Genomic DNA, 24,988 nt, shown 5'->3' with positions numbered 1-24,988 from the left:
CAAGTGGACGCTTTTCTGGGTTGCACCCGGCCCACTGCCCTCGAGGGCTCTTGCGGCCCGGCGGTCGGGGTAGGGAGCAGTTTTCAGGCACTGTCGGGTTTTAGACGGAGCCTTGCGCGCGCCTCACCACTTGCGGTAGTTCGCGCACATGTCGTCACCCCTCGTCGTTGGCATCGCCGGTGGTACCGCCTCCGGCAAGACGACGGTCGCCCGAAAGGTCCGCGATGCGCTCGCCGACTGTCGCGTGGCCTTCGTCGACCAGGACTCCTACTACTCGGACCTGTCGGACCTGCCGCTCGCTGAGCGCCGCGAGGTCAACTTCGATCACCCGGACGCCTTCGACACGGAGCTGCTCATCGAGCACCTGCGTGAGCTGAAGGCGGGCCGGCCCATCCAGAAGCCGGTCTACGACTTCGTCACCTGCACCCGGCAGAAGCACACGGTGCGCGTGGATCCCGGGGACATGATCCTCATCGAGGGCATCCTCGTGCTGCACATGAAGGCCGTGCGTGACGAGATGAACGTGCGCATCTACGTGGACACCGATGACGATCTGCGGATCCTCCGCCGGCTCGAGCGCGACATCCACGAGCGCGGGTTCGACTTCGATCGGGTGGTCAGCCAGTACCTGCGCCACGTGCGCCCCATGCACATGGGCTTCGTTGAGCCCTCCAAGCACCACGCCGACATCATCGTCCCCCACGGCGGCAACAACGACATCGCCATCGGCATGATCGTGGGGGCCCTGCGCGCCAGGTTGCACCCGTCCAACATGCAGCGGTGATTCAGCCCCGGCGGCGCAGGAAGTCCCGCAGGGGGCCGTGCAGCCGCCTTGACTGCGTCAGCAGGCCCGAGTGACCGCAGGAGGGGAGCTCGTGGTAGTGGGTGCGCACGCCCGCCGCGCTGAGCAGGTGATACGTGTCCCGTACCCGCGAAGGCGGCGCCAGCGAGTCATTCGCGCCCGCCACCAGCAACACGGGGGCTCGGATCTTCGACAGGCTCTCGGTGACGTCTCCTCCCACGTAGGCCGTGCACAGCAGCGCCCAGGCGTTCGCGTCGAAGGTCTCCGCGAAGGCGTCGGCCTCGGCCTCCAGCGCCTGCTCGGCGGCGCCGGGTTCCGGGTGCGCGGTGCTCAAGACCTCGGGGCCGTGCACCAGCCGCAGGTACTCCAGGTACTGCTTGCGCAGCGTGCGCCGGGGGCCCTGGCCCGGAGCGTAGTGGCCCTCGCGAAAGTCTGGATCCAACCGCAGCAGGTGCCGCGTGAGGCCCAGCCGCTCGCGCAGGGTCTCTGGCAGGGCCCTCGCCGCGCCCAGCACCGCCACCGCCGACACCTGCTCCGGAAAGAGCGCCGCGAGCTGGAGTGCCACCAGCCCTCCGAGCCCCACGCCCACCAGCGCCCTCGTGTGCTCCACCTTCATCCCGCGCAGCATCGCCGCCACCGCGCGCGCCATGTCCATCACCGTCACCGTGGGCAGCGCCGCGCCGTAGGGCCGCCCCGCCCGCGCATCCATCGTCACCGGTGACGTTGAGCCAAAGGGGCTGCCCAGCAGGTTGGGCACCACCACATGCAGCGTGGTCGTGTCCAACGGCCGGCCCTCGCCGATGAGCTCCGTGCCCCAACCCGAGGGTCGGAAAGCGGACGCCTCTTCGGGCCCTAACGCGTGGTGCGACGACGCGAGGTCGTGCAGCAGCACCGCAACATTGTCGTCTGAGCGCTCACCGTATGCACACCAGGCAACCTGGGCACCGCCCAGAAGGCCGCCCTCCTCCAGAGGGAGTGCAACCGGTAACGTGTGGCTGCCAGTGGTCTGGTACACGCGAAGGAGGTCTCATATCACTACAGCCGTCATTCCTAGAGAGAGGAGCATCTCCGCGTGAAGCGTTATTTCGGACTCATCGTTGTCATCGCCGGCATCTTCTTCGCCGCGGTGACGACCTACCGCGCTGCGAGCGCCCGGGCGCAGGAGGCCCAGCGTGAGGCGGACTTCACGCGCATCCAGAAGGACTACCTGGAGCGCGTGGGGTGGATTCGCACCAACCCTGACGAGGCCGCATACCGGCAGGAGCTCCCCTCCTTCTTCAGGACGTACTTCGAGCAGGTCACCTCGCACCGCAACCGCTACAACCTGGGCAAGGAGTTCGACGAGTACCTGGCCGAGCTGGAGAAGCGCGGCGACAAGGAAGAGCGGGCCCAGGACAAGAAGGCCTTCTACGAGTACACGCGCAAGGTGTTCGACCAGATGCGCGAGGGCACCTACAAGCCGCAGTGGAGCGCCACGGACAAGGGCATGCGCCTGGACGTGCTCTCCTCGGACGTGGTGACGGTGCTCAACAAGCCGCAGGTTCGCCTGCAGCTCGTGCTCTGGGGCGCCCAGCGCGAGGAGCGCTCGGACGGCAAGGTGAAGAAGATGGTCACCAGTGCCTCCTTCAAGACGAAGTGGAAGCTCACCGACGAGCGCGGAAAGCTCATCGGCGAGATGGACGGTGACGATCCGTCCATGAAGGTCGACTTCCCCGAGCGCTTCATCGCCGAGTTCCCCCCGCAGATGGTTCTGGGCCACTACGACATGGACCTGGTGCCCAGCGAGGTGAAGAAGATGGAGATCACCTTCAACGTGAACTCGCGCACGAACTCGGGCAGCGACGTGGCCGCCACCTACGTGTGGAAGCTGGACGTGCCCTCCGAGTGGCGGCTCGGCGAGGGCCAGACGTGGGAGGGCGCCGAGGTCACCGAGCGCTCCGAGGAGGAGATTGATCCCTCGAAGGCGGAGAAGAAGTAGGCGACCGCGGGGTGGGCTCAGCCGCCCACCACCGCGAAGTGGGAGCCGAGCCGGTATGCCGAGAGCGTGCCGAGCTCGTCCAGGAAGTAGAGGTTGAGCTGGGCATCGGCCTGCATCGCCATGAGGCCCGCGCCCGCTCGCACCTCCGCGAGCACGTGGCCGCTGTGGGGATCCACCGCGCGCACGCGCTCGCCCGGCACCAACACCACGCCGCGCGAGATGATGGGCTGAAGGGCTCGGGAGAGCTGCTCGCCCGCCGCGCCCACGCGCCAATCCACCTCGCCGTCCTCGTTCAGCCGCGCGGCCGCGCCCAGCGCTGATGTCACCAGCACCGCGCCGGGCAGTCGCGCCAGTGCGAACGGACCAGGTCCCAGGTGCAGTACGCGCTGCCACCGCGTCTGTCCGCTCGAGTCGATGCACAGCAGCACGCCTTCGCCCTCGAGCTCCCCGGCGATGTACAGCCGCTTCCCGCTCGGCAGAGGGACCGAGGGCAGCGCGAGCGACATCTCGAACGTCCAGGCGGACTCCCCGGTGTGCGCGTCCGACAGCAGCAGCGCGAAGTGCGAGCCTTGGCCCAGCGTGGCCACGAAGCGCCGACCCCAAGGCACCGGAGGACCCAGGAAGGGCAGGGTCGCGCTCACCCGGAAGCGCACCTGTCCGTCTGTCAGGTCCAACCCGTAGAGGTAGCCCGAGTCCGTCGCCAGCAGGGCGCGGTGGGCCTGGAGGGCCAGGTGGCTGCGCCGCGTGCGCGGAGGTGCCAGGCGCCACATCTCCCGGCCCGTCACCTCGTTGAAGGCGAGGGCCGTCCGGTCATCGGACAGGGTGAGCAGGAGGCCGTCTTGCCTCAGCAGCGTCGGGCCGATGCGCAGGCCGTCATGGTCGTGCAGCCAGCGGGCTCCGGCGCCCTTTCCCTGGAAGCCGCAGACGCGCACGGCGCTCGCCGCGAGGCTGTAGCCGTCCACCGAGGCCGCCACCCCATGCGTCGCTGCCCTCCGCCAGAGCTGCTTGCCCGTCTTACGATCGAAGGCGCAGGCCATCTGCGGTGACGAGTACACCAGCGACTGGCGCCCCATCATGAGCCGGCCCTCATCCGCGGCCGCCAGCTTGCGCTGCTCCCACAGGTTCTCGAAGCGCAGGCGCCGCAGACGTCCCGGCACCTTCAACGGGCGCGAGGCTCCAGACGACAGCGCCGTCCTCGCCGGCACCACGGCCGCGCCCTGCTCGGGGGGCTGCACCGCCCCGCGCAGGTGCGAGAGTCCCTCCCGGCAGCGCTCCGTCAGCTCCACCAGGTAGGGGTTGCTCGCCAGGGAGCGCTCGCGCTCAGACAGGGCCACCGCCAGGGCCTGGCCCAGGTGGTACATGGCCGCCACCAGCGCCTCTCCCTGGAGGGGGAGGGTGGTCCCGCCCAGTCGCGCCTCGCCCGCCTTCAGGTCCAGCGACACCTCCGGACGGATCCCTGCGGGCTCGAAGCTGTAGCGCGGCTCGCCCAGCTCCACGGCCCGTGCGAGGTCCGCCGCCTGCCGGGCCAGCTCCAGCGCGGTGAGGAAGGGCGGCCCCGGTGCACGCCAGGCCACAGGGCGCTCCGGCAGCGCCAGCCACACCTCTCCCGGGCACAGCAGCGACGCCAGCGCCGGCCCCTTCTCCCTCGCCGAGCGACGCAGCACGTCGTCCGTGTCGTCCAGCGCGAAGCCGAAGCCGGGCAGGGCAGGGGGCGCCACCCGCCGGGTAAAGGGCTCGGGACGCAGCTCTTCCCGGTAGTGGGCGGGCTCCTCCAGTTGCTCCAGCGCCCGCTCGAGCACCTGCCGGTAGGGCTCAGTCAGCCTGCGAGGGGCCACGCGGGCCACGTCCTCCCGGAAGGCTCGGCCGCACTCCAGGGCCGCCTCCGCGAGCTCCTCGCTGTCCAGCCGAAGCGGTGGGCGCAGCAGTCGGGCCGGCCGAGAGAGGCTCGCGACCTGGAGCTCGATGTCCGCTCCTGAACGTCGCAGCACCAGCTCCAGGTGCGCCTCCGGCAGCGACACCTGGGCCAGGCGCCGTCCGCCCGAGTGCAATGCGGCCACGGCCTCCACCAGCGCCGGCACCGTCTCCACGAGCGATTCTTCCACCGCGCCCGGCAGCAGATTCACCCCGTCCAGTTCCAGTGCGACGGAATCGTGCGGTGGGTCCGCGGGTTCGCGCTTCCACCGATGTCCGATGCGAAAGCGGATCATCCCTTCCCCATTCGTTGACAAGCCAGAATAGCGATGGCTAGCATCCGCCGCCTATACGGACCTACATTTTTGTAACCGTTTGAATTTGTTGGGGAATCGCCGATGACTTTTTATGAGGCCGCTCTCCGTGTGCTGGAGAGCGAAGGTCGTCCCCTCACCTTCCTCGAGATCACCGAGAAGTCGATCGCCCAGAACCTGCTGTCCCACGTGGGTAAGACGCCCGAGCTGACGATGTTGTCGCGGCTCGCGGCGATGGCCCGCCGGACGCGCGATCGCAAGGTGGTTGTCACCGCCAAGGATACCTTCGCTCTCGCCGATTGGGCGTTGCCGGAGGATGCCGAGGCGTTGGCGCTGACGGGGGTGATGGAGGCGCATCCAGAGGAGAGTTTGCCACCCCTGCGGCCGGCCGAGCGTCACCCGGATCCGCGCACGGACAACGTGCGAGTGGCCGGTCGTGGCAGTGAGCGCAAGCGCCGCCGCGAGGACGAGGAGGAGGCAGGCCGTGGAGGTCGCCGTCGCCGCTTCCCGCCCATGCCGGAGGTGGTGTTCGAGATTCTCAGCGAGACCGAGCAGTCGCTGCGTCCGGATCAGATCCTCGAGCATGCGCGCTCCAAGGAGCTGGCGGCCGAGGACACCACGGTGGAGCTGCTGCTCACCGCGCTGCTGGAGGACAACCAGCGCCGCATCGACGCGGGCCGCCGTCCGCAGTTCTCCTTCTCGCGAGAGACGGGGGCGGTGTCGCTGGAGCGCGCCGGTTCGCCGAGCGAGGCGCCGCCGCTGGAGCTGCAGGCCGCGTTCGCCGCCGCGCTGGGGATTCCGCTGGAGGACGGACGTCCGGTGCTGCCGAGGACGGGCGCCGCTGTCGCCGCGACTCCCGAGGCCCAGGCCGATGCCGCGCTGCTGACGACGGCTCGCGCAGCGGTGAAGGACGCGCGCAAGGCCGTGGCGCGGGCGCTGCGCAAGCGCCTGGGCGAGCTGGACGTGGGCACCTTCGAGAAGTCCGTCGTGAAGATGATGCACGCGCTGGGCTTCCGCGAGCTGAAGGTGGCCAAGCGCTCCAAGGAAGGCCCGCTGCTCACCGCCCGCAAGCGCGAGGGCAGCGTGGAGCTGCGCTACGCCATCCGCATGCTCAAGGGCACGCCGTCGTTGGATCGCAAGACGGTGCAGGAGCTGCGCAAGGACCTCGGCCACTACTCGGCCCAGGTGGGCTTGCTGGCGTGCGCCGGGGACGTGCGGGGCGATGCGCGCACCGAAGCCCAGGCGACCGGCTCGCTGGTGATGCTGTGGTGCGGTGACGCGCTCGGCGAGAAGTTCCTCGAGGCCAAGGCCGCGGTGAGCGTCACCACGGTGGAGCTGTACGACGTGGACGAGCGCTTCTTCGAGGTGGCGAAGCTCGAGGCCGAGGAGGCCCAGAAGCGCCGCGAGGAGCGCCAGCGCGAGAAGCAGGCCCGCTCCGAGGAGGGTGAGGAGGCTGGCGAGGAGACGGAGTCTCCGCGTGCCGCCGCGCCCGCCGAGGAGAGTGAAGAGGACGCCCAGAAGCGTCAGCGACGCGAGGAGCGCCGCGAGGAGCGCCAGCGCGAGCGGGAGCAGCGTCGTGAGGAGCGCCGCCGCGAGAGGCAGGAGCGGCAGGCCGCTCAGAGCGCACAGCCGGGTGAGGCCGCCGCCGGGGAGCCCGGAGCGGTCGCCGTCGCGCCCACCGAGGCCATCGCGCCCGCGGCGCTGTCCGAGGACGAGCAGGGCGAGGAGGGTGACGACGAGGGCGAGGACGACGATCTGGAGGCCGCGAGCGCCTTCGTCGGCGGCCAGGCCGAGGGGGGTGCTCCGGGTGAGGGCGCTGCCGCGGGTGAGCGCAAGCGCCGCCGCCGTCGCCGCCGGGGCCGTCGCGGTCGGGGTGGCCGGGGTGCCGAGGGCGCTCCAGGCACGCCAGGTGAGGCCGGTGGGGCTGCCGAGGGGGCCATCACTGCCGCCGCGGTGACGTCCGCCGAGGTGTCCGTCACCACCACAGAGGAGTCTGTGACCCAAGCCGAGGTGACCGTCACCAGCGCCGAGGGGTCTCCTCCGACGGCTGAGGCCACCCCCGCCGGGACCTCCGTGCCCGCCGAGTCCGCTCCGGTTGCCGAGGCTGCGCCCTCCGAGGGGCTCGCCACTCCAGGCGAGACGACCCGGACGGCCGCCGAGTGGCAGACGCCTTTCCCGAGTGTTGAGAGCGCCGCTCCGGCCGAGGCCCAGCGCACCGCCGCGGAGGAGTATGCCCGGGCGGCCGCCCAGCACGCCGAGTCCGCCGCCGAGGGGGCCCGTACTCCCTCGGAGCCGGAGTCGGGAGCCTCCAGTGGGCCTGCTCCCTCAGGGGGCGGCTCGCCGGAAGGCGGGACGACCTGACGTCCTCGCGCTCTCCATGGGTGAGGGGAGCGCGAGACTGGGTTAGGGTAGGCCGGTATGAAGCCCGGCCTGCTCGTGACCCTTGTGGCATTGATGCTCGGCGCCTGCCGCTCGCGGGAGCCGCGCTTCCCGGTGGAGCAGGTCTCGCTGAAGGGCGCGACGGTGGTCGACAACGGCCTGCTCGGCTGGGCTCCGTCGGACGTCCAGGCACTCTTCGCCGACACCCTGCGCGCTCGCCGCCACTTCGACTTGCTCGAGGAGGACGACAAGGCGAAGCGCGTGAAGGGCTCCTGGTCCTTCACGCTCGAGCTGCCCTTTACCCGCGAGGCACTCCGGGACGGCAGCTCGTACTCCTTCGCCGAGGTGGGCGCCACCTTGGCGCTGGAGCGGCGGGGCGCGGAAGGTGACCAGCGCTACCAGGTGGTGGGCCTGGGCGAGGTGCGGGTGGAGGCGAAGGACGCCGAGGCACGGCGCAAGGCCCTGCGCGAGGCCCTGCGGCGGGCGCTCGCCCAGGTGGCTGAGGCCGCCGAGCTCCAGATGATGGCGGCGGACCGGGAGGACGCGGCGCTGCTCCAGGATTTGCAGTCTCAAGATGAGCGGATCCGCGAGTTCGCGCTGCGCGTGCTCGCCGAGCGGCGCAATCCCGCGGCGGCGCCGCTGCTCATCCGCCAGCTCCAGGACGAGGATCCCCAGGTGGTGCGCCAGGCCATGGGGGCGCTGGTGGAGATGAAGGCACGGGGCGCCGTTCCCGCGCTCATCGAGCTGGTGAAGGACCGGGAGATTGGCTTCGTGCAGGAGGTTGTCTTCGCCATCGGGGAGCTCGGTGGGACTGAGGCCGAGGCGTACCTCTTCACCGTGGCGCAGGGGCACGATCAACCCGACGTCCAGGCCGCCGCCCAGCAGGCGCTCGACACGCTCTACGCAGCACACAAGCTCGCCAGTCCGGAGGCGCGCGGCAAGGACCGCGCGGAACACTGAAAACATGAAGCTTTCGTCTGTTGTCGTTCGCGTGGGCCTTGGGGCCGCGCTGGTGATGGAGCTGGCCGCATGTGCGGGTCGGCAGCAGGTGGCCGCCGAGTCCGAGTCTCGCCCCTCCACGTCCCTGGCCGCGTACTACCCGCTGGCGGTGGGCAACCGGTGGACGTACCGAGTCAACGGCCGCGCGGACAAGACCGTGGACGTGGAGGTGCTCAAGGAAGAGGACGGGTACTTCCATGACAACCAGGGAGGCCAGCTGTCTGTAGACGGCTTCGGCATTCGCGATCGCAAGCGCTACCTGCTGCGCGGGCCGCTCGCTGCGGGCAACGAGTGGACGAACGTGGTGTCCGTCTCCTCCACCGAGCGCTACCGCATCCTCCAGTCGGGAGTGCCCTGCGAGGCACCCGCCGGCTCCTTCGCGCACTGCGTGCGGGTGGAGGCGCGCAACCGTGTGGACGCGACCACCACGCTGGTGAACGCGCTCACCTTCGCCGAGGGCGTGGGGCTGGTGCGCGTGGAGGTGTCCGCCGAAAAGAGCAACGGCGAGCGCGTGCCGCAGACGTGGCTGGAGCTGGCATCCTATAAGCTTCAGGACTCGGGCACCTGACGACGGGCAAGGGGACACATGAAGGAGATCGGCATCGCGCTGTTGGGGCTGGGGAACGTGGGGCTGGGGACGTATCGCATCCTCAGCAACCACGCGAAGGACATTGAACGGCGCCTGGGGGCGCGGGTGCGTGTGCGCCACGTGCTGGTGCGCAACGCAGGCAAGTCCCGTCCCGAGGACGTGCCCGCTTCGATCATCACCCACGACATGAAGGCCATCCTCGAGGATCCGGAGGTGTCCGTCGTTGTGGAGGTGATGGGCGGGCTGAGTCCGTCGCGCGAGTACCTCGAGCAGGCCATCGCCTCGGGCCGCCACGTGGTGACGGCGAACAAGGCGCTGCTGTCCACGCATGGCGAGGCGCTGTTCTCGCGGGCGTTGGCGCGTGGGGTGGACGTGCACTTCGAGGGTGCCGTCTGCGGCGGTATCCCCATCATCCGCACGCTGCGCGAGGCGCTCGCCTCGGATCGGGTGGAGTCGCTCACGGGCATCGTCAACGGCACCACCAACTTCATCCTCTCGGCCATGGCGGGCGAGGGGGCCTCATACGCGGACGCGCTCCGGCGGGCGCAGGAGCTCGGCTACGCGGAGGCGGATCCCACGTTGGACGTGAGTGGCATGGACGCGGCGCAGAAGCTGTGTCTGCTGGCCTCGCTGGCCTTCTCCGCGCGCGTGTCTCCCGAGTCCATCCTCGTGGAGGGAATCACGAGCCTCACCCCCACGGACATCTCCCACGGGCGCGAGGCGGGCTATGTCCTCAAGCTGCTCGCCCAGGCGCGCCGGGCCTCCGATGGACTGGATGTGCGTGTGCACCCGGCCTTCATCCCCGCCGCCAGTCCCCTGGCGGACGTGAGCAGCGCCTTCAACGCGGTGCTGCTCCAGTCCGCGGCGCTGGGGGCCTCGCTCTACTCGGGCCGGGGCGCCGGCGACCTGCCCACGGGCAGTGCGGTGGTGTCCGACATCATCGACACCTGCCGCAACCTCCTGGCCGGGGTGTCCGGGCGGCTGCCCCTGCCGGTCGGGCCGAACGTGCAGGACGTGCCCCTGTTGTCCTCTGGGGAGCGTCGCGGGCCTGTCTACCTGCGCTTCTCCGTCAGCGACGAGCCCGGCGTGCTGGGGCGTATTGCCGGCGTGCTGGGTGAGAAGGGGGTGAGCATCAACTCGGTGCTCCAACGTCCTCCTCGCCCCGAGGACACCCACGCCACCATCGTCGTCTTCACCCACGCGACGCGTGAGGCGGACGTCGTCGCCGCGGTCCGGTGGATTGACTCGCTGAGCAGCACACGTGCACCCACCCAGCTCATCCGCATTGAAGAGGGCCCGGGGGTGTTGCTCGCCAGTCGGTAGGAGGGCAGGCGAGCACTCAACCGATAGCCTCTCGCCCGGCGGGGCTGTTGAAAGCCGGGTCGCCGATCCCTACCCTGGGAGCCCTTTTTCCAGGGAGGTTCGCGGAATGGGTGTAACCGAGAACGCCGAGCAGACACAGCAAGAGCTCATCCTCGGCTTCCTGGCGGACGGGCGTGACGAGTACACCTCGGGAGAGGCGCTCTCCGCCAAGCTAGGCCTGTCGCGCACCGCGGTGTGGAAGCACGTGCAGTCGCTGCGCGGCAAGGGCTACCGAATTGATGCCGTGCCTGCTCGGGGCTATCGGCTGGTGGACGTACCGGATCGACTGTCGCCCTTGGAGCTGACGCCGCTGTTGTCCACGCACCACGTTGGGCAGGCCATCCACTTTCACCCGTCGCTGCCGTCCACCAACGAGGCCGCCTTCCGGCTGGCCGCGGACGGCGCAGAGCACGGTGAGGTGGTCATCACCGAGCAGCAGACGGCGGGCAAGGGTCGCCGGGGTCGCACGTGGGTGTCGCCGACCGGGCTCAACCTGTACTTCTCCGTCATCCTTCGGCCGGAGCTGCCGCCCCAGCGAGCCCCTGAGCTGACCTTGGTGGCCGCGGTGGCGCTCGCCGAGGCGCTGCGCGAAACCGACGCCGACGCGCGCATCAAGTGGCCCAACGACGTGCAGCTGGGCGGCCGCAAGGTGGCGGGCATCCTCACCGAGCTGTCCGCGGAGCCGGAGCGGGTGCACTTCGTGGTGCTCGGCATCGGCGTGAACCTCAACGCGGGCCCCGAGGACTTCCCACCCGAGGTGGCCGCCACGGCTACGTCGCTCTCCCAGGTCCTGGGGCGGCGCGTCAACCGGGCCCTCTTTACTGCTACCCTCTGGGGGCGCTTGGAGGAGTGGTTGGACCTGCACCACGAGGTCGGGTTCGATCCGGTGCGCCAGCGCTGGAAGGAGCTCTCTTCCACGCTCGGTCAAGAGGTGCTGGTGCGTACCGACCGGTCGGAATTGCGTGGTGTTGCTGAAGACATCGACGGGTCCGGTGCACTCCTGGTGCGGACGGCGGAGGGCTCGTTGGAAAGGGTGCTCGCAGGGGATGTGGAGCAACTCCGGCCCCGCTAGACTGCGTGGCGAGCCATGCTTCTCGCCATCGACGTCGGCAACACCAACACCGTTCTTGGGGTGTACGACGGCAAGCGCCTCCTGGACCACTGGCGCCTGGAGACGAGCGCCCGCCGCACCTCGGATGAGTACGGCATCCTGCTGCGCCAGCTCTTCCTCTCGAGTGGCATCAACCCAGACCAGGTAGACGCGGTGGCTGTCTCCAGCGTGGTGCCGCCGCTGCAGTCCAACCTGGAGCGGATGAGCGAGCGCTACTTCAAGACGCGCCCCATGTTCGTTGGGCCCGGTGTGAAGACGGGCATGCCCATCCTCTACGACAACCCGCGCGAGGTGGGCGCCGACCGGATCGTCAACGCGGTGGCCGCCTATGACAGGCACCGCAGCGGCCTCATCGTCGTGGACTTCGGTACCGCCACCACCCTGGACGCTGTGACGCCGAAAGGGGAGTACCTCGGCGGCGCCATCTGCCCTGGCATTGGCATCTCCATGGAGGCGCTTTTCCAGAATGCCTCCAAGCTGCCCCGAGTGGAGCTCGCCCGACCTCCGCACGTGGTGGGCCGCAACACCGTCCACTCCATCCAGTCCGGCCTCTTCTACGGCTACGTGGGCATGGTGGACGGCATCTGCGCCCGCATCCAGGCGGAGCTCGGCTTCGAGGTGCGGGTGGTGGCCACGGGCGGCCTGGCGCCCCTGGTGGCCAGCGAGTCGAAGATCATCCACGAAGTCGACGAGTTCCTCACGCTCGAGGGCCTGCGCATCATTTACGGAAGGAATCACGCGTCATGAGCACTGCTCCCCAGACCACTCCCGCGGCCCCCGGTGGCTGTCCCATCTCCGCCGAAATCCTCCCTCCCAACATGCGCAAGCATGTGGATCCGGCCGCGCCTGCGCCGCTGCGGATGATGGCCGCCAAGGCCCTGGTGCCACTGGCGCCCGCGGACATGCTCGGTGCGCTCTTCATGCTTACGTTCGACCCGGACGCAGGCGTGCGAGAGACGGCCGCCAAGACGGCCGCTGCACTCCCGGATCGCTTCTCCGCGGGCCTGCGTGACGAGAACGTCTCGCCTCCCGTGTTGGGCTGGTTCCTGTCGCTGCTGCGCGCCAAGGACGTCTACGCGGAGATGCTCGTGCTCAACCCCTCCACGCCCGACGAGGCCGTGGCCGAGGTGGCGCGCGACTGCAGCGCGAAGATCTGCGAGATCATCGGGCACAACCAGCTGCGCGTGCTGCGCCACGAGAACATCCTGCGCGGGCTCTGCTCCAACCCCAACGCCAGCCCAGCACTGCTCGACAACGTCTGCGACTTCGCGGTGCGCAGCGGCACGGCGATCGCGGACGTGCCCCAGGTGCAGGCTGCTCGCGTCCGCCTGTTCGGGCCCCAGGCCGCTGCGGCTCCGCCGGATCCCGGCCCCACCGCCGAGGAGATCCTCAAGGAGTTTGGGGATGACCTGGTCAAGGAGAAGGAGGAGGCGGAGGAGACCGCCGCCCCCATGCCGGAGGGCAAGAAGCTCAGCCTCACCCAACGCGTCATGAAGATGAGCATCGCCCAGAAGATCAAGCTCGCGACGCTGGGCAACAAGGAGGCGCGTGGCCTCCTCATCCGTGACACCAACAAGCTCGTCTGCACCGCCGTCATCCGCAGCCCCCGCATCACCGATGGCGAGGTCCTCAACTGCGCCACCAACAAGGCCGTCAACGAGGAGGTGCTGCGCATCATCTACAGCAGCCGCGAGTTCACGAAGAACTACAAGATCAAGATGGCGCTGCTGAAGAACCCCAAGCTGCCGCTCTCCGTGGGCATGAAGTTCCTCAGCACCCTGCGCGAGAACGACATCAAGGAGCTCAGCCGGGACAAGAACGTCCCGTCCGCGCTCCAGGGCATGGCCAAGAAGATGATGGAGAAGAAGAACGAGCCCAAGAAGGACGAGAAGTAGGGCTCGTGGAGGGGGAGGGGGGCAGCGGAATCAGGCGACGGCTTCCTCGTCGTCGTCGATCGCCGGCTGCTCCTCCAGGAGCTGCGTGGCGATGGCCAGCGCCTTCTTCGTCTTCTCGCGCAGCTTCTCGTCGGACTTGATGCGCGTGTAGAGCCGCGCCACCCGGTCCTCGTTGCGCGCCACCGACTCTTCCATCTCGGCGATGCGCTTGCGCAGCTCGTCGGCCTCCTGGCCCGACTGCGCCCGCACCGCCTCCATCTCTTCGCGCAGGCTGTCCGCCTCGCTGCGCGCCACCGCCAGCTCCGCGTCGAGCTGATCCGCGCGAGCCCGCAGCTCCTCCAACTCGCCCGCCTGCGCCTGGTACTGCTCCACCTCGGCCTGCAGCGCCGTCAGGCGGGCCGTGGCGCCACGCGCCTCTTCCTTGGCCGCCGTGAGCTGCTGCTCCATCCGCCGGCGCTCCGTCATGAGCTGGTCGGCCTTCGTCTGCAGCGTCTTGAGCTGCGCGTCCCGCCGGGCGATCTCCTCCGAGGAGCCGTTGGCCTGCTGCTCCAGCGCGAGCGTGCGATCCTGCAGCTCGACGATCTCCTGCTCCTTCTGGTTCAGCTCGGTCTTCAGCCGGAGGATCTCCCGATCCTTCCGGTTGGAGGCCTCACGCAGCGCCAGGGTGGCCGAGTCGTTCTTGCCAGCGGAGGCCTTCGCCGTCTCCAGCTCCGTCGTCTTGGTTTCGAGCTCGGACTCCAGCTCCTGCACCCGCGTCTCCGCGGTGCTGGCCTGGCTGCGCGCATCCTCGAGGGCACCTTCCAGCTCGGCCACGCGGGCGCGCAGGTTGCGCAGCTCAGCCGCATCCGCCGCGGACATGGCCGGGGCCGCGGGCGTGCTCACCGCGGGACGGGCAGGAGCCGCCGGGGTGGGGCGGGCCGCCGGCGGAGTGGCCACGGGCACGGACGCGGGCCGGGTCACCGCCGGAGCGGGAGTGGGGGCGGGGCGGGCCACGGGAGCCGGCGTGAGCGCGGGCGCGGGCGTGGGAGCCGGGGGCATGTAGCCCACCACCGTCTTCTCGTTGTCCAGGCCCAGCGCATCCAGCGAGTTGTCGTCCTCGCCGCTGCCGTCCAGGCCATCCAGCCCGGAGAAGTCGTCCTCCGGCGAGCTCAGCTCCGGCGGGGCCTCCACGGGCTCCTCGAGGCTGCCCGTCACGGGCTGATCCAGGCTGTCGCCGAAGGGGTTGTCGAGCAGCGCCAGCTCTTCCCCGTGGCTCTCCAGCGGCTCGCCCTCGATGGCGAGCTCCTCGCCCTGCACCGGCTCATCGCCGAGCCCATCCAGCCCACCCATCGACAGCCCGTCATCGCCGAACTCACCCGAGGGCAGCTCCGGGAAGCCGATCAGTCCACCCACGCGCTCCACCAGCTCGTCGGCGTCCACCGGCTTGGCCACGTAGTCATCCGCGTGCGCCTTCAGCTTGCGGTGCTGCGCGAAGCCATCCGGGTTACCGATGATGATGATGGGGACGGTCTTGAGCTCGTCGTCCTTCTTCAGCTTGCCGCAGATGAGGTAGCCGTTCTGGCCCGCCGACAGATCCACCGCGAGCACCACCAGCTCCGGCCGATCGCGACGGATCTGCTCAACGCTGCCCTTGCCGTCGGTGGTCTCCTGCACCGCGAAGCCCCGGGCCTCCAGGGCCTGGCGCAGCGTCGCGGAGAGGGCGGTGTCACTTTCGACGATCAGGATGTTCTTGGACATGGAGGGGATGCCAGACCGGAAGGGCGTGCGCGTCCCGCGTTGGTACGAGGGAACGGCGGCTCTGGAAAAGTCGCTCGGGGAGGCTATCGGTGCCTACCCGGACCGTCAATCTTCGGTCCAGTCGGATTTCCAGGCAGTCCCGCTCGTGGGCGAGCAGGCAGCCCCGGCGCGCGAGCCGCGCGTCTTCAGGGCTGCAGGGAGACGGGCCGAGCGGCCACGTCCGGGGTCACCGGGCGAGAGGGCGCGGCCTTGGCCTTCGCGGCCCCCTGCTCGGCGAGCATGCGGCGAATGTCCGATTCGTCGAGATCGCTCACCAGCTCGTAGACGATCTCCCCCTCGCGCCACACGGCCACGTTGTAGCCGAGGCTGGAGCCCACCTGCACGGAGGGCAGGGGAGGAGCCTCCACCTCGCGTCGGGCGTCGTCGAAGACGAAGAGGCCAATGCGCTTGGACGGCTTGCCTTCGTTGTCTGGGTGACGCTCGTAGCTGATGTACGCGGCGGGACGATCCGTCACGTTGGAGATACGCGCGCCGGACAGCTTCACATCCGGCAGTCGGGGCACGGAGACGCGGTGATCCAACTTCCCATCGAACCAGGCCTCCACGTTCTCGTGCGAGGCGCCGGAGATCTCCGCGGGTAGCAGCTTGGCGTGCCGCCGCGCGGCGTCCTCCAGGAAGCGCTGGTGCCGCATGGGCTGCAGCGCCATCCACGTACCGCCCACCATCACTACCACCACGGCGGCCGCGGCGCTCGCGCGCAACCACCAGACTCGCGTGACACGGCGCTGCTCCTGGTGGACGCCCAGCTGGATTCGTGAGCGCAGGGCGTCTGGAGCCCGGGTGCTCTCCACGGCGTGCCGCGCGGCCCGGCGCAGCGACTGCCGCAGCCGGGCCTCCTCGTTGACCCGCTGGCGGCACTCGGCACAGCCAGTGAGGTGTGCTTCCACTTCCAACCGCTCCTCGGCTTGGAACTCACCGTCGAGGTACGGGTAGAGGATCGAATCGAGTTCCTGGCAGGTCATAGCGCTCAGGGGAGGGGGCAATGGTGAAGGGCCCTTGAGGAAATATCGTGAAGAAATATTTCCGGGCCCAACAACCTCGATCTACCCCACCTTCTTCCTGCGGCGATATTCATCGAGGCTCGTGGGGGAGTCCACGTTGGCAGCTCCATTGGCACCCGCGCCCTCGACATCGCCCTCTTGACGCAGCACGCCAGTGCCCTCGGCGTACTCGCGCAGCGTCTTCTGCAGCAGCTTGCGTCCGCGGAAGAGCCGGCTCATCACCGTTCCCACGGGGCACTCGAGGATCTCCGCGATCTCCTTGTAGGAGAACTCCTGCAGGTCCGCGAGGATGACCACCAGCCGGAAGTCGATGGGCAGCGCGTCAATGGCGCGCAGCACGTCATCCGACAGGAGGCGATCAAAGAAGTACTGCTCGGGGTTGGCCGCGAAGTCCGTGGCGTCCCGGCTCACGAAGCGCTCGTGCACCGCCTCACGCTCCACACCCTCCACCACACTGCGCTCCTTCACCTTACGCCTGTAGCGGTTGATGAAGGTGTTGGTGAGAATTTTGAAGAGCCAGGCCTTGATGTTGGTGCCGCGCTCGAACTTGTCGAAGAAGCGGTAGGCCCGCATGCAGGTGTCCTGCACCAAGTCCTCGGCATCCCGCTCGTTCTTCGTCAGCCTCAGGGCCGCGGAGTACAGGGGGTCGAGATGGGCCAGTGCCAGCTCCTCGAATTCCGCTTTCGTCCGGTTGTTCTGCCTGAAGTCCAGCATGCTCCCGCCTTCCAGAGGCCCGAAATCACAGGCAATTGAGTCGTTACCTACCCGGCAATGTATGCACGGGAACAGACTGGGCAACAACACAAAGCCCACCGGGCGCCGTTTGCACGGCTGCCCCGGCGGGCGGGAGACGTCTGGCGGAGGGATTTATTCCTCCATTTCCGGAGGATAAGTCCTCCGGCTGCATGTCGCAGTGTTGACTACCGACCACCCTTGGCGCCGATGGCGTCGAAGATGGAGACGTAGTTGTAGCCGAGGTCCTTGGCGACAGCCTCGTAGGTGACCTGGCCGTTGTAGGTGTTGAGACCACGGGCCAGGGCCTTGTCAGCCTTGATGGCCTCGACGAGGCCCATGTCGGCGATCTTCCGGGAGTAGGGCCGGGTGGTGTTGGTGAGAGCGTAGGTGGACGTCTGGGGCACCGCGCCCGGCATGTTGGCCACGCAGTAGTGGACGACGCCGTGCTTCACGAAGGTGGGGTTGTCGTGGGTGGTGGGCACGCACGTCTCGATGCAGCCGCCTTGATCCACCGCCACGTCCACCACCACGGAGCCGGGGCTCATCTCGGCGACGAGCGCCTCGGAGACGAGCTTGGGCGCGGCCGCGCCGGGGATGAGCACGCCGCCGACGACGAGGTCCGCCTCGCGCACGCTCTTGGCGATGCTCTCGGTGTCCGAGGCCAGGGTGGCCACGCGGCCGAGGAACACGTCGTCCAGGTAGGTGAGCCGCTCCAGGTTGATGTCGATGATGGTGACCTCGGCGCCCATGCCCACGGCGACCTTGGCCGCGCAGGTGCCCACCACGCCACCGCCGATGATGGTCACGCGACCGCGGCGCACGCCGGGCACGCCGCCCAGGAGGATGCCCTTGCCCCCGTGCGCCTTCTCCAGGCACGCGGCGCCGACCTGGATGGCCATCTTGCCGGCCACCTCGGACATCGGCTTGAGCAGCGGCAGCGAGCCGTCATCCAGCTGGATCGTCTCGTAAGCCACGGCCGACGCCTTCTTCTTCAGAAGGGTGCGGGTCAGCTCGGGGTCCACGCCGGCCAGGTGGAAGTACGTGTAGATGATCTGCCCGTCCTGGATGCGCTCGTACTCGGGCGCGATGGGCTCCTTCACCTTCACGATCATCTCGGAGCGCTTCCAGACCTCGTCCGCGCTCTGGACGATCTGCGCACCGACGCGCTGGTACTCCGAGTCGGGGATGCCGGAGCCGACGCCGGCGTTCGTCTCGACCAGAACCGTATGGCCCGCGCTGGTCAGGGCACGGACACCCGCCGGAACCATGCCGACACGGTACTCGCGGGTCTTGATCTCCTTGGGAACACCGACAATCACTTGAGGAACCTCCGAAATGTCCGCGATAAGGGACGAAAAAGCGGGCGGACCCTAGGCAGGGGCCTGGGGCGAGTCAAGACGCGCTCCGGCAAGGAGCCATACGGCTCGTGAATGCGCGTTGCGTCGAATGGGCCGCCCGGCAGTGATAGTTAACGAGGTCATGACTTTGGCACCGAAGCTGTTGTTCGCCGACCCCAAGGGGCGGGTGATGGAGCACCCCTACCTGCTGGCAACCCTGCGCAGCGGGGAAGAGCTCGTTCCCCCGCAGGACAAGCCCATTCCGCTGCCGTCCGCTGGCCGGCTCGTCCATCTGCCGGGCCGCCTGCCCGTGGGCATCCACCCCGAGACGGGCGAGCTGGAGCTGGTGCGCGAGATGAAGGTGAGTGGGAAGACCTTCGTGCCCAGCGCGGTGGGTGCGCTGCTCCCGCCGGGCTACACCCGCACCTTCCTCCCCGGCGAGGTGAAGGCGGACGGTCCCGTGCTCCCGCAGTGGGCGTACACCGCCGCGGCGTGGGGCGAGGACGGGCCCGTGGCCTGGGCCATCCACACCGACAAGCGCTCGCACTGGGATCCGGAGAACTACTCCACGCCCGAGCTGAAGAAGATCGTGGACGCGCACCTGGCGCGCTTTCCGGACAACCGCGTCCTCAAGCAGCTCACCACGTGCGCGCTGCTGTACCGGTGCTTCACCTCGCAGAACATCTTCTACGTGCGTGACGAGGGCGCCATCCCCGCCTCGGTGATGTGCAACGCGCGCTGCGTGGGCTGCATCTCGGATCAGCCGGCGGACGGGCCCCCTGCCTCGCACGAGCGCATGAACGACGGGCCCACCGCCGAGGAGATGGGGCAGATTGGCCTGTACCACCTGGAGAACGCCCCCGGCCGCACCATGGTCAGCTTCGGCCAGGGCTGCGAGGGCGAGCCGCTCACCCGGTGGAAGTTCATTGCCGAGGCCATCCGCTACATGCGCGCGCGCACCTCGCGCGGCTCCATCAACATCAACACCAACGCGAGCCTCACGAAGGGACTCGAGGCGCTCTTCGACGCGGGGCTGGATGCCATCCGCGTGTCGCTCAACTCGGCGTCGAAGGAGCTCTACGAGGCCTACTACAAGCCGGTGAAGTACGGCTGGGAGGACGTGGAGGCCTCCATCGCCCTGGCGCGTGAGCGTGGCGCGTACCTCGCGCTCAACCTGCTGCTCTTCCCGGGGGTCACGGACCGCGAGGGCGAGGTGAAGGCGCTGGAGCGGCTGGTGAAGAAGTACAAGGTGGACCAGGTGCAGACGCGCTCGCTGTGCATTGATCCCATCCAGTACCTGGAGGTCGCGCGAGACAAGGGCGCCGGAGGAGAGCCCGTCGGCATCCGCGAGCTGCTGCGTCGGCTCAAGGCCGCTCGGCCAGGGTTGGTCATCGGAAACTTCGCGCGCGGGCTGGAGGAGCGGCAAAACGCAGCCAGCGCCAGGCGGTAAAATGATGGCCTTCTCCTCGGGGGGCCATCATGCAAGAGCTCGTCTTCCTTCCTGCGCACCGGCTGGCAAGGCTGGTGCGTGCACGTGAAGTGTCAGCCATTGAACTGCTGGAGGCCCACCTCGAGCAGGTGGCCCGGCACAACGTGCGGCTCAACGCGCTGGTGACGGTGGACGGCTCACGGGCTCGCGCCCGGGCCCGCGAGGCGGACGCGGCGCTGGCTCGTGGCGAGGTGTGGGGCCCGCTGCATGGCGTCCCTGTGACGGTGAAGGACTCCTTCGAGACGGCGGGGCTGCGCACGACGAGCGGCTTCGACAGACTGGCGCGCTACGTGCCCCGGCAGGACGCGACAGTGGTGGCGCGGCTGAAGGCGGCGGGTGCCGTGCTGGTGGGCAAGACGAACCTGCCGACGCTCGCGCTGGACACGCAGACGCACAACCCCATCTTCGGCCGGACGAACAACCCCTGGGACATGGAGCGCACCTCCGGAGGTAGCACGGGAGGTGGGGCCGCGGCGGTGGCCTCGGGGATGAGCCCGCTCGAGGTGGGCAGTGACATTGGCGGCTCCGTTCGCATCCCCTCGCACTTCTGCGGAGTGTTCGGCCTCAAGCCGAGCGAGGGCCTCATCCCCCTGTCCGGCCACATTCCCGGAATGCCCGGAGCGCCGCGCGGCGTACGCCACCAGGGGGTGGCCGGCCCCGTGGCACGCACGGTGGAGGATCTGCGGCTCGCGCTGCGGCTGCTGATGGGGCCGGATGGCCGGGACTCCGAGGTGACTCCGGTGTCGATGCGAGAAGTGTCCCGGCGGGAGCTGCGCACGTACCGCTTCGCGTGGACGGACAGCTTGGGGGGCTTGCCCGTGTCCGCGGAGACGCGCTCGGCGTTGGATGCCCTCGCGCGCGAGTTGCTCCGGGCGGGCTGCACGGTGGAGCACTGCGCACCGGACCTCGACTTCGAGGAGGTCTGGGATACGTGGGGCCGGCTGTTGGGAGGAGAGATCGGCTCGGAGATGACGACGATGCCTCGCCTGCTGACCGCCTTTCAGTTCGGTTCCATGAAGGGCACCTCCACGCTGAACCGCGCCATCCTCCGCGGTCTGCAGGGAAGGATGGCGGACTACGCGGAGGCGCTCACGACGAGGGATCGGCTGATGGGGAAGCTGGAGTCCTTCCTGTCCGAGTGGGATGCGTGGCTGTGCCCGGTGACGGTGGGCACGGCCTTTACGCACCGCCCCTCCGGCGAGTGGCTGGAGGTGGATGAGCAGCGCGTGCAGTACCTCTCCGGCACGGTCGGCCACACGAGCCTCTTCAACGTGACGGGGCACCCGGTGGTCGTGGTGCCGCTCCCCCGAGCGCGGACAGGGGCCCTGCCGCTCGGCGTCCAGGTGGTGGGCCGGCGCTGGCAGGACGAGGCGCTGCTGTCCGTCGCCGAGGCGCTGACGGACGTGACGGGCCCCTTCCGGCGCCCGCCGGACGTGTGAGCCCCGACGCTACTCGTTGCCGGTGGCGGAGGGGTTGAGCTCCTTCGCCACCAGGTGGCCCAGCACGGCGTCCTTCGGCACGTAGCCGTCGGCACCCGCCTCGCGGCAGATGCGCTGCAGCTCCTCCACGTTCTCACCGGAGCACAGCAGCACCTTGATGCCCTTGAAGAGGCTGTTGCTCTTGATGAACCGGCAGAACTGCTCGCCGTTCACGTTGGGCATCCGCACGTCCAGCAGCACCAGATCCGGACGCGTCTGCTTCTTCAGGATGATCTTCGTCGCCTTGTCCGCGGAGTCGGCGATGTGCACCTCGAAGCCCTTGGTCACCAGGTCCGCTTCGATGATGCGCGCCGTCATCTCGCTGTCATCGACGATGAGGATGCGAGGCTTCCTGCCGGCCGCTGCCGCCATCTTCGCGGCGGACGGGAAGCCACCCGGTGCGGCCGGAGCGGCTGGTGCAGCGGGAGTGGGCGTGGCAGCAGGGGAGGGGGCCGCTGGAGCTGGCGCCTGGGCGGGAGCGGCCGTCGGGCTCTGTGCGGGAGTGGCCGCATGGGCCGTGGCCGCTGGAGCCGGGTGAGCCGCCGGAGCTGTATGGGCGGTTGGTGCAGGGTGTGCCGTCGGAGCCGGGTGAGCCGCTGGAGCCGAGGGATGCGCCGCCGCTGGGGCCACGGGCCGCGTCGGAGTCTGCGCCGCCGGATGAGCGGTATGCGCCGTGGCCGTTGGAGCGGGCGCACGAGGCGCCGCCGGAGTCGTCGCCGGATGAGCGCCCGGTGTTGGCACCTGCGCGGCAGGACGGGGCATGGCCACCTGTCCCGCGACGGGCGCACGAGGCGCCGCCGGAGTCGTCGCCGGATGAGCGCCCGGCGTTGGCGCCTGTGCGGCCGGACGGGGCGTGGCCACCTGTCCCGCGACGGGCGCACGAGGCGCTCCTGGCGCTGGAGGAGCCCCCATCGCCGGAGTCCCCGCGGGACCCTGCGCCACCGGACGCGGCGCGGCCCCTTGTCCTGCAACGGGAACACGAGGGCCGGGAATCGCCTGCGCCTGGGTCGCCGGGGCGACGCGCGGCGGAGCGACATTCGCCTGAGGTGCTCCAGGAGCGACAGGCCGGGGTGCGCCCACCGCAGAGGGCGGACGAGTCGCCGGAGCCACGGCAGGCGGGCGAGGAGCCGCGGCGGTGCCCGTCGGGCGGGCAGTCGGAACAGCAGGAGAAGCCACGGGCCGTGCGGGCGCTGCTCCACTCGCAGTAGGGGCTCCGAGGATCCTCATGATGCCGCCGATGACCGCCTCGAGACCCCCGCCCTTGAGGATGTAGGCATCCGCGCCCGAGTTGCGGGTCTTCGCCGCCAGCTCCTCCTCGGAGATGTCCGAGTAGAGGACCAGCTTGGACGTGACCTTCTTCTGCGTCCGGAGGTACTCGACGACGTCGTCGCCGAACATCTCGGGCATGTTCACGTCCATGAGGATGAGCGCGAACGGCCCCTCGGTGAGCTTCTGGTCGAGGCTCGCCAGGTCGGTGGCCCCGGTTGCCTGGTAGCCAGCCGAGGCCAAGGCCCGGACGGTGAGTTCCACCAGCATTGGGCTATCATCGATGACCAGTACGCGAGACATCTGCCTCCCCAGGAATACGACAGTCACCCTACACCGTTGAGCCGGCCCGGACCATGTGATTCGGTCCACCCTTGACCCACTTCGCTCGCCTCCGGATACTTTGGCGCCTTGACCAATACTCCCCTTCAGCGTGCGCTTCGAATGGCGCCCGACCGAGCCATTGCAGGCCAGGCTCGGCCGGAGCAGGAATTCTTCTGTTTCCGCGCGGGTGAGCTTCGCCTCGCGGTTCCCAGCGAGAACGTCCTCGAGGTTATCCGTACGGGGCTCCTCACGCCCCTACCTCGAACCCCGTCCTTCCTCCTGGGTGTTACCGGCCACCGCGGCGAGGTACTCCCGGTGATGGATCTCCTGCGCTTCCTTGGCAAGGGGGAGGCCCGAGTCGGCCCCAGGACCCGGCTGTTCATCGGCATTAGCGGCAACTACCGCGTCGGCGTGGTGGCGGACGCGGTGCTCGGTCTGCGGCGGATCCCCCTGGCCAACATCCTTCCTCCTCCCCTGGGAGGAGACGCGGCCGTCGAGCACCTGCTCGGTGTGGCCGAGGGTGCCACGAACCAGGAGTCGATCGCGCTGATCAACTTCACCAAGCTGCTGCAGAGCGCCCGGCAGCGGGCGGTGGTGCGATGATCTACGGCGATGATCAGTCGCCCGAGCTCAACGAAGTTGACGTCCTCTTCTTCGAGGTCGGCGACATCGTCTACGGCACGGACGCCTCGCAGGTGGTACGCATCGATCGCTCAGCCCCGGAGGATCTCGAGGTGCCGGAGCTCGGCCCCCTCAAGCGCGGCAACCGCGCGATCGTCTTCGAGACTCCCGAAGGGGAGGGGCACCTCAAGGTGGACGTCATTCGTGGCGTGCGCCCCGTTCCCATCATGGACTTGCGGCGGCTGCCCCAAGTGGCTGGCGCCGCTCCCTACGCAGTGGGTGTGTTCCTGGATCAGGAACGCCCCGTGATGCTCATCGATCTTGTTGAAACCTTGAATGCTCAAGGAAGGCACTGACGGCAATGTCCCCCGCTGACACGAAGAACGAAGTTGTCCCGACGGAGGGCTCTGCCCCTCGTGCGAAGAAGGCCGGCTCCCTCAAGCCCCTCACCGACACCGTGATCGCGGTGCTGGCGGGTAACCTCGAGGCGCGCGTGCCCAAGAACGCCGTCGACGACGATGCCGCCGATCTCGCCAACCTCTTCAACCAGCTGCTGGATCGTCACGCCGCCGCCGAGCGCCGCAAGCAGGTGGCCGCGCAGGAGATCGACCAGGCCATCGACGCGCTCATCACCCTGGTGCGCGAGGGCGACCTGGCCCAGTGGAATACCTCCACCGAAGACCCCCAGCTTGGGCCTCTGCTCGAGGGCTTTGGCAAGGTGATTGAGACGCTGCGCACCTTCGTGCGGGAGATCAACGAGGCGGCCCTGCGCCTGTCCTCGTCCGCCAACCAGGTGCTCGCCGCCTCCACGCAGCACGAGACGAGCTCCACCGAGCAGGCCGCGGCCATCCACGAGACCACGGCCACGATGGAAGAGCTCAAGCACGCCTCGGCGCAGATCGCCGAGAACGCCGGCAGCGTGGCGCGCGTGGCCGAGGAGACCCTGGGTGCCGCTCGCGCGGGCCGGGGCGCCATCGGCGAGTTCATCCAGGCCATGCAGCAGATCCGCAGCGACGGTGTCGCCGTGGCTGACTCCATCGCCAAGCTGTCCAAGCGCGTGGAGCGCATTGGCACCGTGGTTGAGGTGATCGACGAGATCGCCGACCGCTCCGACCTGCTCGCGCTCAACGCGGCTCTCGAGGGCAGCCGCGCCGGTGAGGCGGGCAAGGGCTTCTCCATCGTCGCGGCCGAAATGCGCCGCCTGGCGGAGAACGTCATGGAGTCCACCAAGGAGATCAAGAACCTCATCACCGAGATCCGCGAGGCCACGGCCGCCGCCGGCACCGCCGCGGATGCCTCCAAGGAGGCCACGGAGTCCGGTGAGAAGCTGGGCGCGGTGGCTGCGCAGGCCGTCGAGGGCATCCTCGCCGGTGTTCAGGAGACGAGCGACGCCGCCCGCGTCATCAACCTCGCCACCCAGCAGCAGCGCACCGCCACCGAGCAGGTGGTGGCCTCCATGGCGGAGATCGAGGATGTGACGCGTCAGACCACCCAGGCCTCCAAGCAGGCCACGGGTGCCGCCGCCGAACTCACGCAGCTCGCCGGTCGTCTGGCCGAGCTCATCAAGCGCTTCAAGGCCGACTGACAACAGGAGAGGGAG

General features: G+C 69.1%; 20 protein-coding genes and 2 pseudogenes. 14 read left to right on the top strand and 8 right to left on the bottom strand.

Features of this window, described 5'->3' with window-relative positions:
- Window positions 1-148: 148 nt before the first annotated feature.
- Window positions 149-784 (top strand): uridine kinase, encoded by a 636-nt coding sequence (gene udk, locus F0U60_RS30520; protein ID WP_395804957.1) that lies wholly within the window; start codon window positions 149-151, stop codon window positions 782-784.
- Window position 785: 1 nt separating this feature from the next.
- Here udk and F0U60_RS30515 read toward each other — a convergent pair whose 3' ends face one another.
- Window positions 786-1,694: an alpha/beta fold hydrolase gene (locus F0U60_RS30515; RefSeq protein WP_395804955.1), complete on the bottom strand. Its 909-nt coding sequence runs from the start codon at window positions 1,692-1,694 to the stop codon at window positions 786-788.
- Between the two features lie 180 nt (window positions 1,695-1,874).
- Here F0U60_RS30515 and F0U60_RS30510 point away from each other — a divergent pair, with 180 nt between their 5' ends.
- Window positions 1,875-2,780 carry a hypothetical protein gene (locus tag F0U60_RS30510; RefSeq protein ID WP_395804953.1) on the top strand — a complete coding sequence of 302 codons (906 nt, stop codon included), beginning with the start codon at window positions 1,875-1,877 and terminating at the stop codon, window positions 2,778-2,780.
- A gap of 17 nt (window positions 2,781-2,797) precedes the next feature.
- Here F0U60_RS30510 and F0U60_RS30505 read toward each other — a convergent pair whose 3' ends face one another.
- Entirely contained in the window at window positions 2,798-4,987 is a 2,190-nt protein-coding gene (locus F0U60_RS30505) for a PQQ-binding-like beta-propeller repeat protein (RefSeq protein ID WP_395804951.1), read from the bottom strand.
- Between the two features lie 102 nt (window positions 4,988-5,089).
- Between F0U60_RS30505 and F0U60_RS30500 the strand changes: the two genes are divergently transcribed.
- The 7 genes from F0U60_RS30500 (at window position 5,090) to F0U60_RS30470 (ending at window position 13,340) form a co-directional block, all read left to right on the top strand.
- Window positions 5,090-7,366, top strand: a complete 2,277-nt coding sequence (locus F0U60_RS30500; RefSeq protein ID WP_395804949.1) for an HTH domain-containing protein — start codon at window positions 5,090-5,092, stop codon at window positions 7,364-7,366.
- A 57-nt stretch (window positions 7,367-7,423) separates the two neighbouring features.
- Complete coding sequence (locus F0U60_RS30495; RefSeq protein ID WP_395804947.1) at window positions 7,424-8,344, top strand: HEAT repeat domain-containing protein; 921 nt, start codon at window positions 7,424-7,426, stop codon at window positions 8,342-8,344.
- Between the two features lie 4 nt (window positions 8,345-8,348).
- Complete coding sequence (locus F0U60_RS30490; RefSeq protein WP_395804945.1) at window positions 8,349-8,951, top strand: hypothetical protein; 603 nt, start codon at window positions 8,349-8,351, stop codon at window positions 8,949-8,951.
- Window positions 8,952-8,969: 18 nt separating this feature from the next.
- Entirely contained in the window at window positions 8,970-10,295 is a 1,326-nt protein-coding gene (locus tag F0U60_RS30485) for a homoserine dehydrogenase (RefSeq protein ID WP_395804943.1), read from the top strand.
- Between the two features lie 106 nt (window positions 10,296-10,401).
- Window positions 10,402-11,406 (top strand): biotin--[acetyl-CoA-carboxylase] ligase, encoded by a 1,005-nt coding sequence (locus tag F0U60_RS30480; RefSeq protein WP_395804941.1) that lies wholly within the window; start codon window positions 10,402-10,404, stop codon window positions 11,404-11,406.
- 15 nt (window positions 11,407-11,421) lie between these two features.
- On the top strand, window positions 11,422-12,192 hold the full coding sequence (locus F0U60_RS30475; RefSeq protein ID WP_395804939.1) for a type III pantothenate kinase: 771 nt from the start codon (window positions 11,422-11,424) through the stop codon (window positions 12,190-12,192).
- A complete protein-coding gene (locus F0U60_RS30470; RefSeq protein ID WP_395804937.1) occupies window positions 12,189-13,340 on the top strand; it encodes a hypothetical protein in 1,152 nt (383 codons plus the stop codon). Before F0U60_RS30475 ends, F0U60_RS30470 begins: the two co-directional genes overlap by 4 nt.
- Window positions 13,341-13,370: 30 nt before the next feature.
- On the opposite strand, the gene F0U60_RS30465 is transcribed toward F0U60_RS30470, so the two are convergent.
- From F0U60_RS30465 to ald, 4 genes are all read right to left on the bottom strand, one after another.
- Window positions 13,371-15,077, bottom strand: a complete 1,707-nt coding sequence (locus F0U60_RS30465) for a response regulator (RefSeq protein WP_395804935.1) — start codon at window positions 15,075-15,077, stop codon at window positions 13,371-13,373.
- Window positions 15,078-15,262: 185 nt separating this feature from the next.
- A complete protein-coding gene (locus F0U60_RS30460) occupies window positions 15,263-16,099 on the bottom strand; it encodes an anti-sigma factor family protein (RefSeq protein WP_395804933.1) in 837 nt (278 codons plus the stop codon).
- A gap of 81 nt (window positions 16,100-16,180) precedes the next feature.
- Window positions 16,181-16,852, bottom strand: coding sequence for a sigma-70 family RNA polymerase sigma factor (locus tag F0U60_RS30455; RefSeq protein ID WP_395804931.1), 672 nt, complete (start codon window positions 16,850-16,852; stop codon window positions 16,181-16,183).
- Window positions 16,853-17,058: 206 nt separating this feature from the next.
- Window positions 17,059-18,192: an alanine dehydrogenase gene (ald, locus tag F0U60_RS30450; RefSeq protein WP_395804929.1), complete on the bottom strand. Its 1,134-nt coding sequence runs from the start codon at window positions 18,190-18,192 to the stop codon at window positions 17,059-17,061.
- Between the two features lie 160 nt (window positions 18,193-18,352).
- Between ald and F0U60_RS30445 the strand changes: the two genes are divergently transcribed.
- Window positions 18,353-19,660 carry a radical SAM protein gene (locus tag F0U60_RS30445; RefSeq protein WP_395804927.1) on the top strand — a complete coding sequence of 436 codons (1,308 nt, stop codon included), beginning with the start codon at window positions 18,353-18,355 and terminating at the stop codon, window positions 19,658-19,660.
- Window positions 19,661-19,689: 29 nt separating this feature from the next.
- Window positions 19,690-21,138, top strand: coding sequence for an amidase (locus F0U60_RS30440; RefSeq protein ID WP_395804925.1), 1,449 nt, complete (start codon window positions 19,690-19,692; stop codon window positions 21,136-21,138).
- Between the two features lie 9 nt (window positions 21,139-21,147).
- Here F0U60_RS30440 and F0U60_RS30435 read toward each other — a convergent pair.
- A pseudogene (locus F0U60_RS30435) lies at window positions 21,148-21,666 on the bottom strand (response regulator); the annotation flags it as partial.
- Between the two features lie 606 nt (window positions 21,667-22,272).
- A pseudogene (locus F0U60_RS30430) lies at window positions 22,273-22,746 on the bottom strand (response regulator); the annotation flags it as partial.
- Between the two features lie 141 nt (window positions 22,747-22,887).
- Here F0U60_RS30430 and F0U60_RS30425 point away from each other — a divergent pair.
- From F0U60_RS30425 to F0U60_RS30415, 3 genes are read left to right on the top strand one after another with little or no spacing between them, the layout of a single operon-like run.
- Window positions 22,888-23,370: a chemotaxis protein CheW gene (locus F0U60_RS30425; protein WP_395804922.1), complete on the top strand. Its 483-nt coding sequence runs from the start codon at window positions 22,888-22,890 to the stop codon at window positions 23,368-23,370.
- Complete coding sequence (locus F0U60_RS30420; RefSeq protein WP_395804919.1) at window positions 23,367-23,744, top strand: Frizzy aggregation protein FrzB; 378 nt, start codon at window positions 23,367-23,369, stop codon at window positions 23,742-23,744. The genes F0U60_RS30425 and F0U60_RS30420 overlap by 4 nt, the downstream gene beginning before the upstream one ends.
- Before the next feature lie 5 nt (window positions 23,745-23,749).
- Window positions 23,750-24,973, top strand: coding sequence for a methyl-accepting chemotaxis protein (locus F0U60_RS30415; protein WP_395804917.1), 1,224 nt, complete (start codon window positions 23,750-23,752; stop codon window positions 24,971-24,973).
- Window positions 24,974-24,988: the final 15 nt, after the last annotated feature.

Source organism: Archangium minus (genome assembly GCF_044360475.1).
In the GTDB taxonomy this organism is placed as follows: Bacteria; Myxococcota; Myxococcia; order Myxococcales; family Myxococcaceae; genus Archangium; species Archangium minus.
Note: the sequence above shows the minus strand (reverse complement) of the source record. Positions and strands in the feature narration are given on the sequence as shown.

Coding starts and splice junctions, on each gene's coding strand:
- udk (WP_395804957.1), top strand. CDS start 149: ATGTCGTCACCCCTCGTCGTTGGCATCGCCGGTGGTACCGCCTCCGGC.
- F0U60_RS30505 (WP_395804951.1), bottom strand. CDS start 4,987: ATGATCCGCTTTCGCATCGGACATCGGTGGAAGCGCGAACCCGCGGAC.
- F0U60_RS30500 (WP_395804949.1), top strand. CDS start 5,090: ATGACTTTTTATGAGGCCGCTCTCCGTGTGCTGGAGAGCGAAGGTCGT.
- F0U60_RS30495 (WP_395804947.1), top strand. CDS start 7,424: ATGAAGCCCGGCCTGCTCGTGACCCTTGTGGCATTGATGCTCGGCGCC.
- F0U60_RS30490 (WP_395804945.1), top strand. CDS start 8,349: ATGAAGCTTTCGTCTGTTGTCGTTCGCGTGGGCCTTGGGGCCGCGCTG.
- F0U60_RS30485 (WP_395804943.1), top strand. CDS start 8,970: ATGAAGGAGATCGGCATCGCGCTGTTGGGGCTGGGGAACGTGGGGCTG.
- F0U60_RS30480 (WP_395804941.1), top strand. CDS start 10,402: ATGGGTGTAACCGAGAACGCCGAGCAGACACAGCAAGAGCTCATCCTC.
- F0U60_RS30475 (WP_395804939.1), top strand. CDS start 11,422: ATGCTTCTCGCCATCGACGTCGGCAACACCAACACCGTTCTTGGGGTG.
- F0U60_RS30470 (WP_395804937.1), top strand. CDS start 12,189: ATGAGCACTGCTCCCCAGACCACTCCCGCGGCCCCCGGTGGCTGTCCC.
- F0U60_RS30465 (WP_395804935.1), bottom strand. CDS start 15,077: ATGTCCAAGAACATCCTGATCGTCGAAAGTGACACCGCCCTCTCCGCG.
- F0U60_RS30460 (WP_395804933.1), bottom strand. CDS start 16,099: ATGACCTGCCAGGAACTCGATTCGATCCTCTACCCGTACCTCGACGGT.
- F0U60_RS30455 (WP_395804931.1), bottom strand. CDS start 16,852: ATGCTGGACTTCAGGCAGAACAACCGGACGAAAGCGGAATTCGAGGAG.
- F0U60_RS30445 (WP_395804927.1), top strand. CDS start 18,353: ATGACTTTGGCACCGAAGCTGTTGTTCGCCGACCCCAAGGGGCGGGTG.
- F0U60_RS30440 (WP_395804925.1), top strand. CDS start 19,690: ATGCAAGAGCTCGTCTTCCTTCCTGCGCACCGGCTGGCAAGGCTGGTG.
- F0U60_RS30425 (WP_395804922.1), top strand. CDS start 22,888: ATGGCGCCCGACCGAGCCATTGCAGGCCAGGCTCGGCCGGAGCAGGAA.
- F0U60_RS30420 (WP_395804919.1), top strand. CDS start 23,367: ATGATCTACGGCGATGATCAGTCGCCCGAGCTCAACGAAGTTGACGTC.
- F0U60_RS30415 (WP_395804917.1), top strand. CDS start 23,750: ATGTCCCCCGCTGACACGAAGAACGAAGTTGTCCCGACGGAGGGCTCT.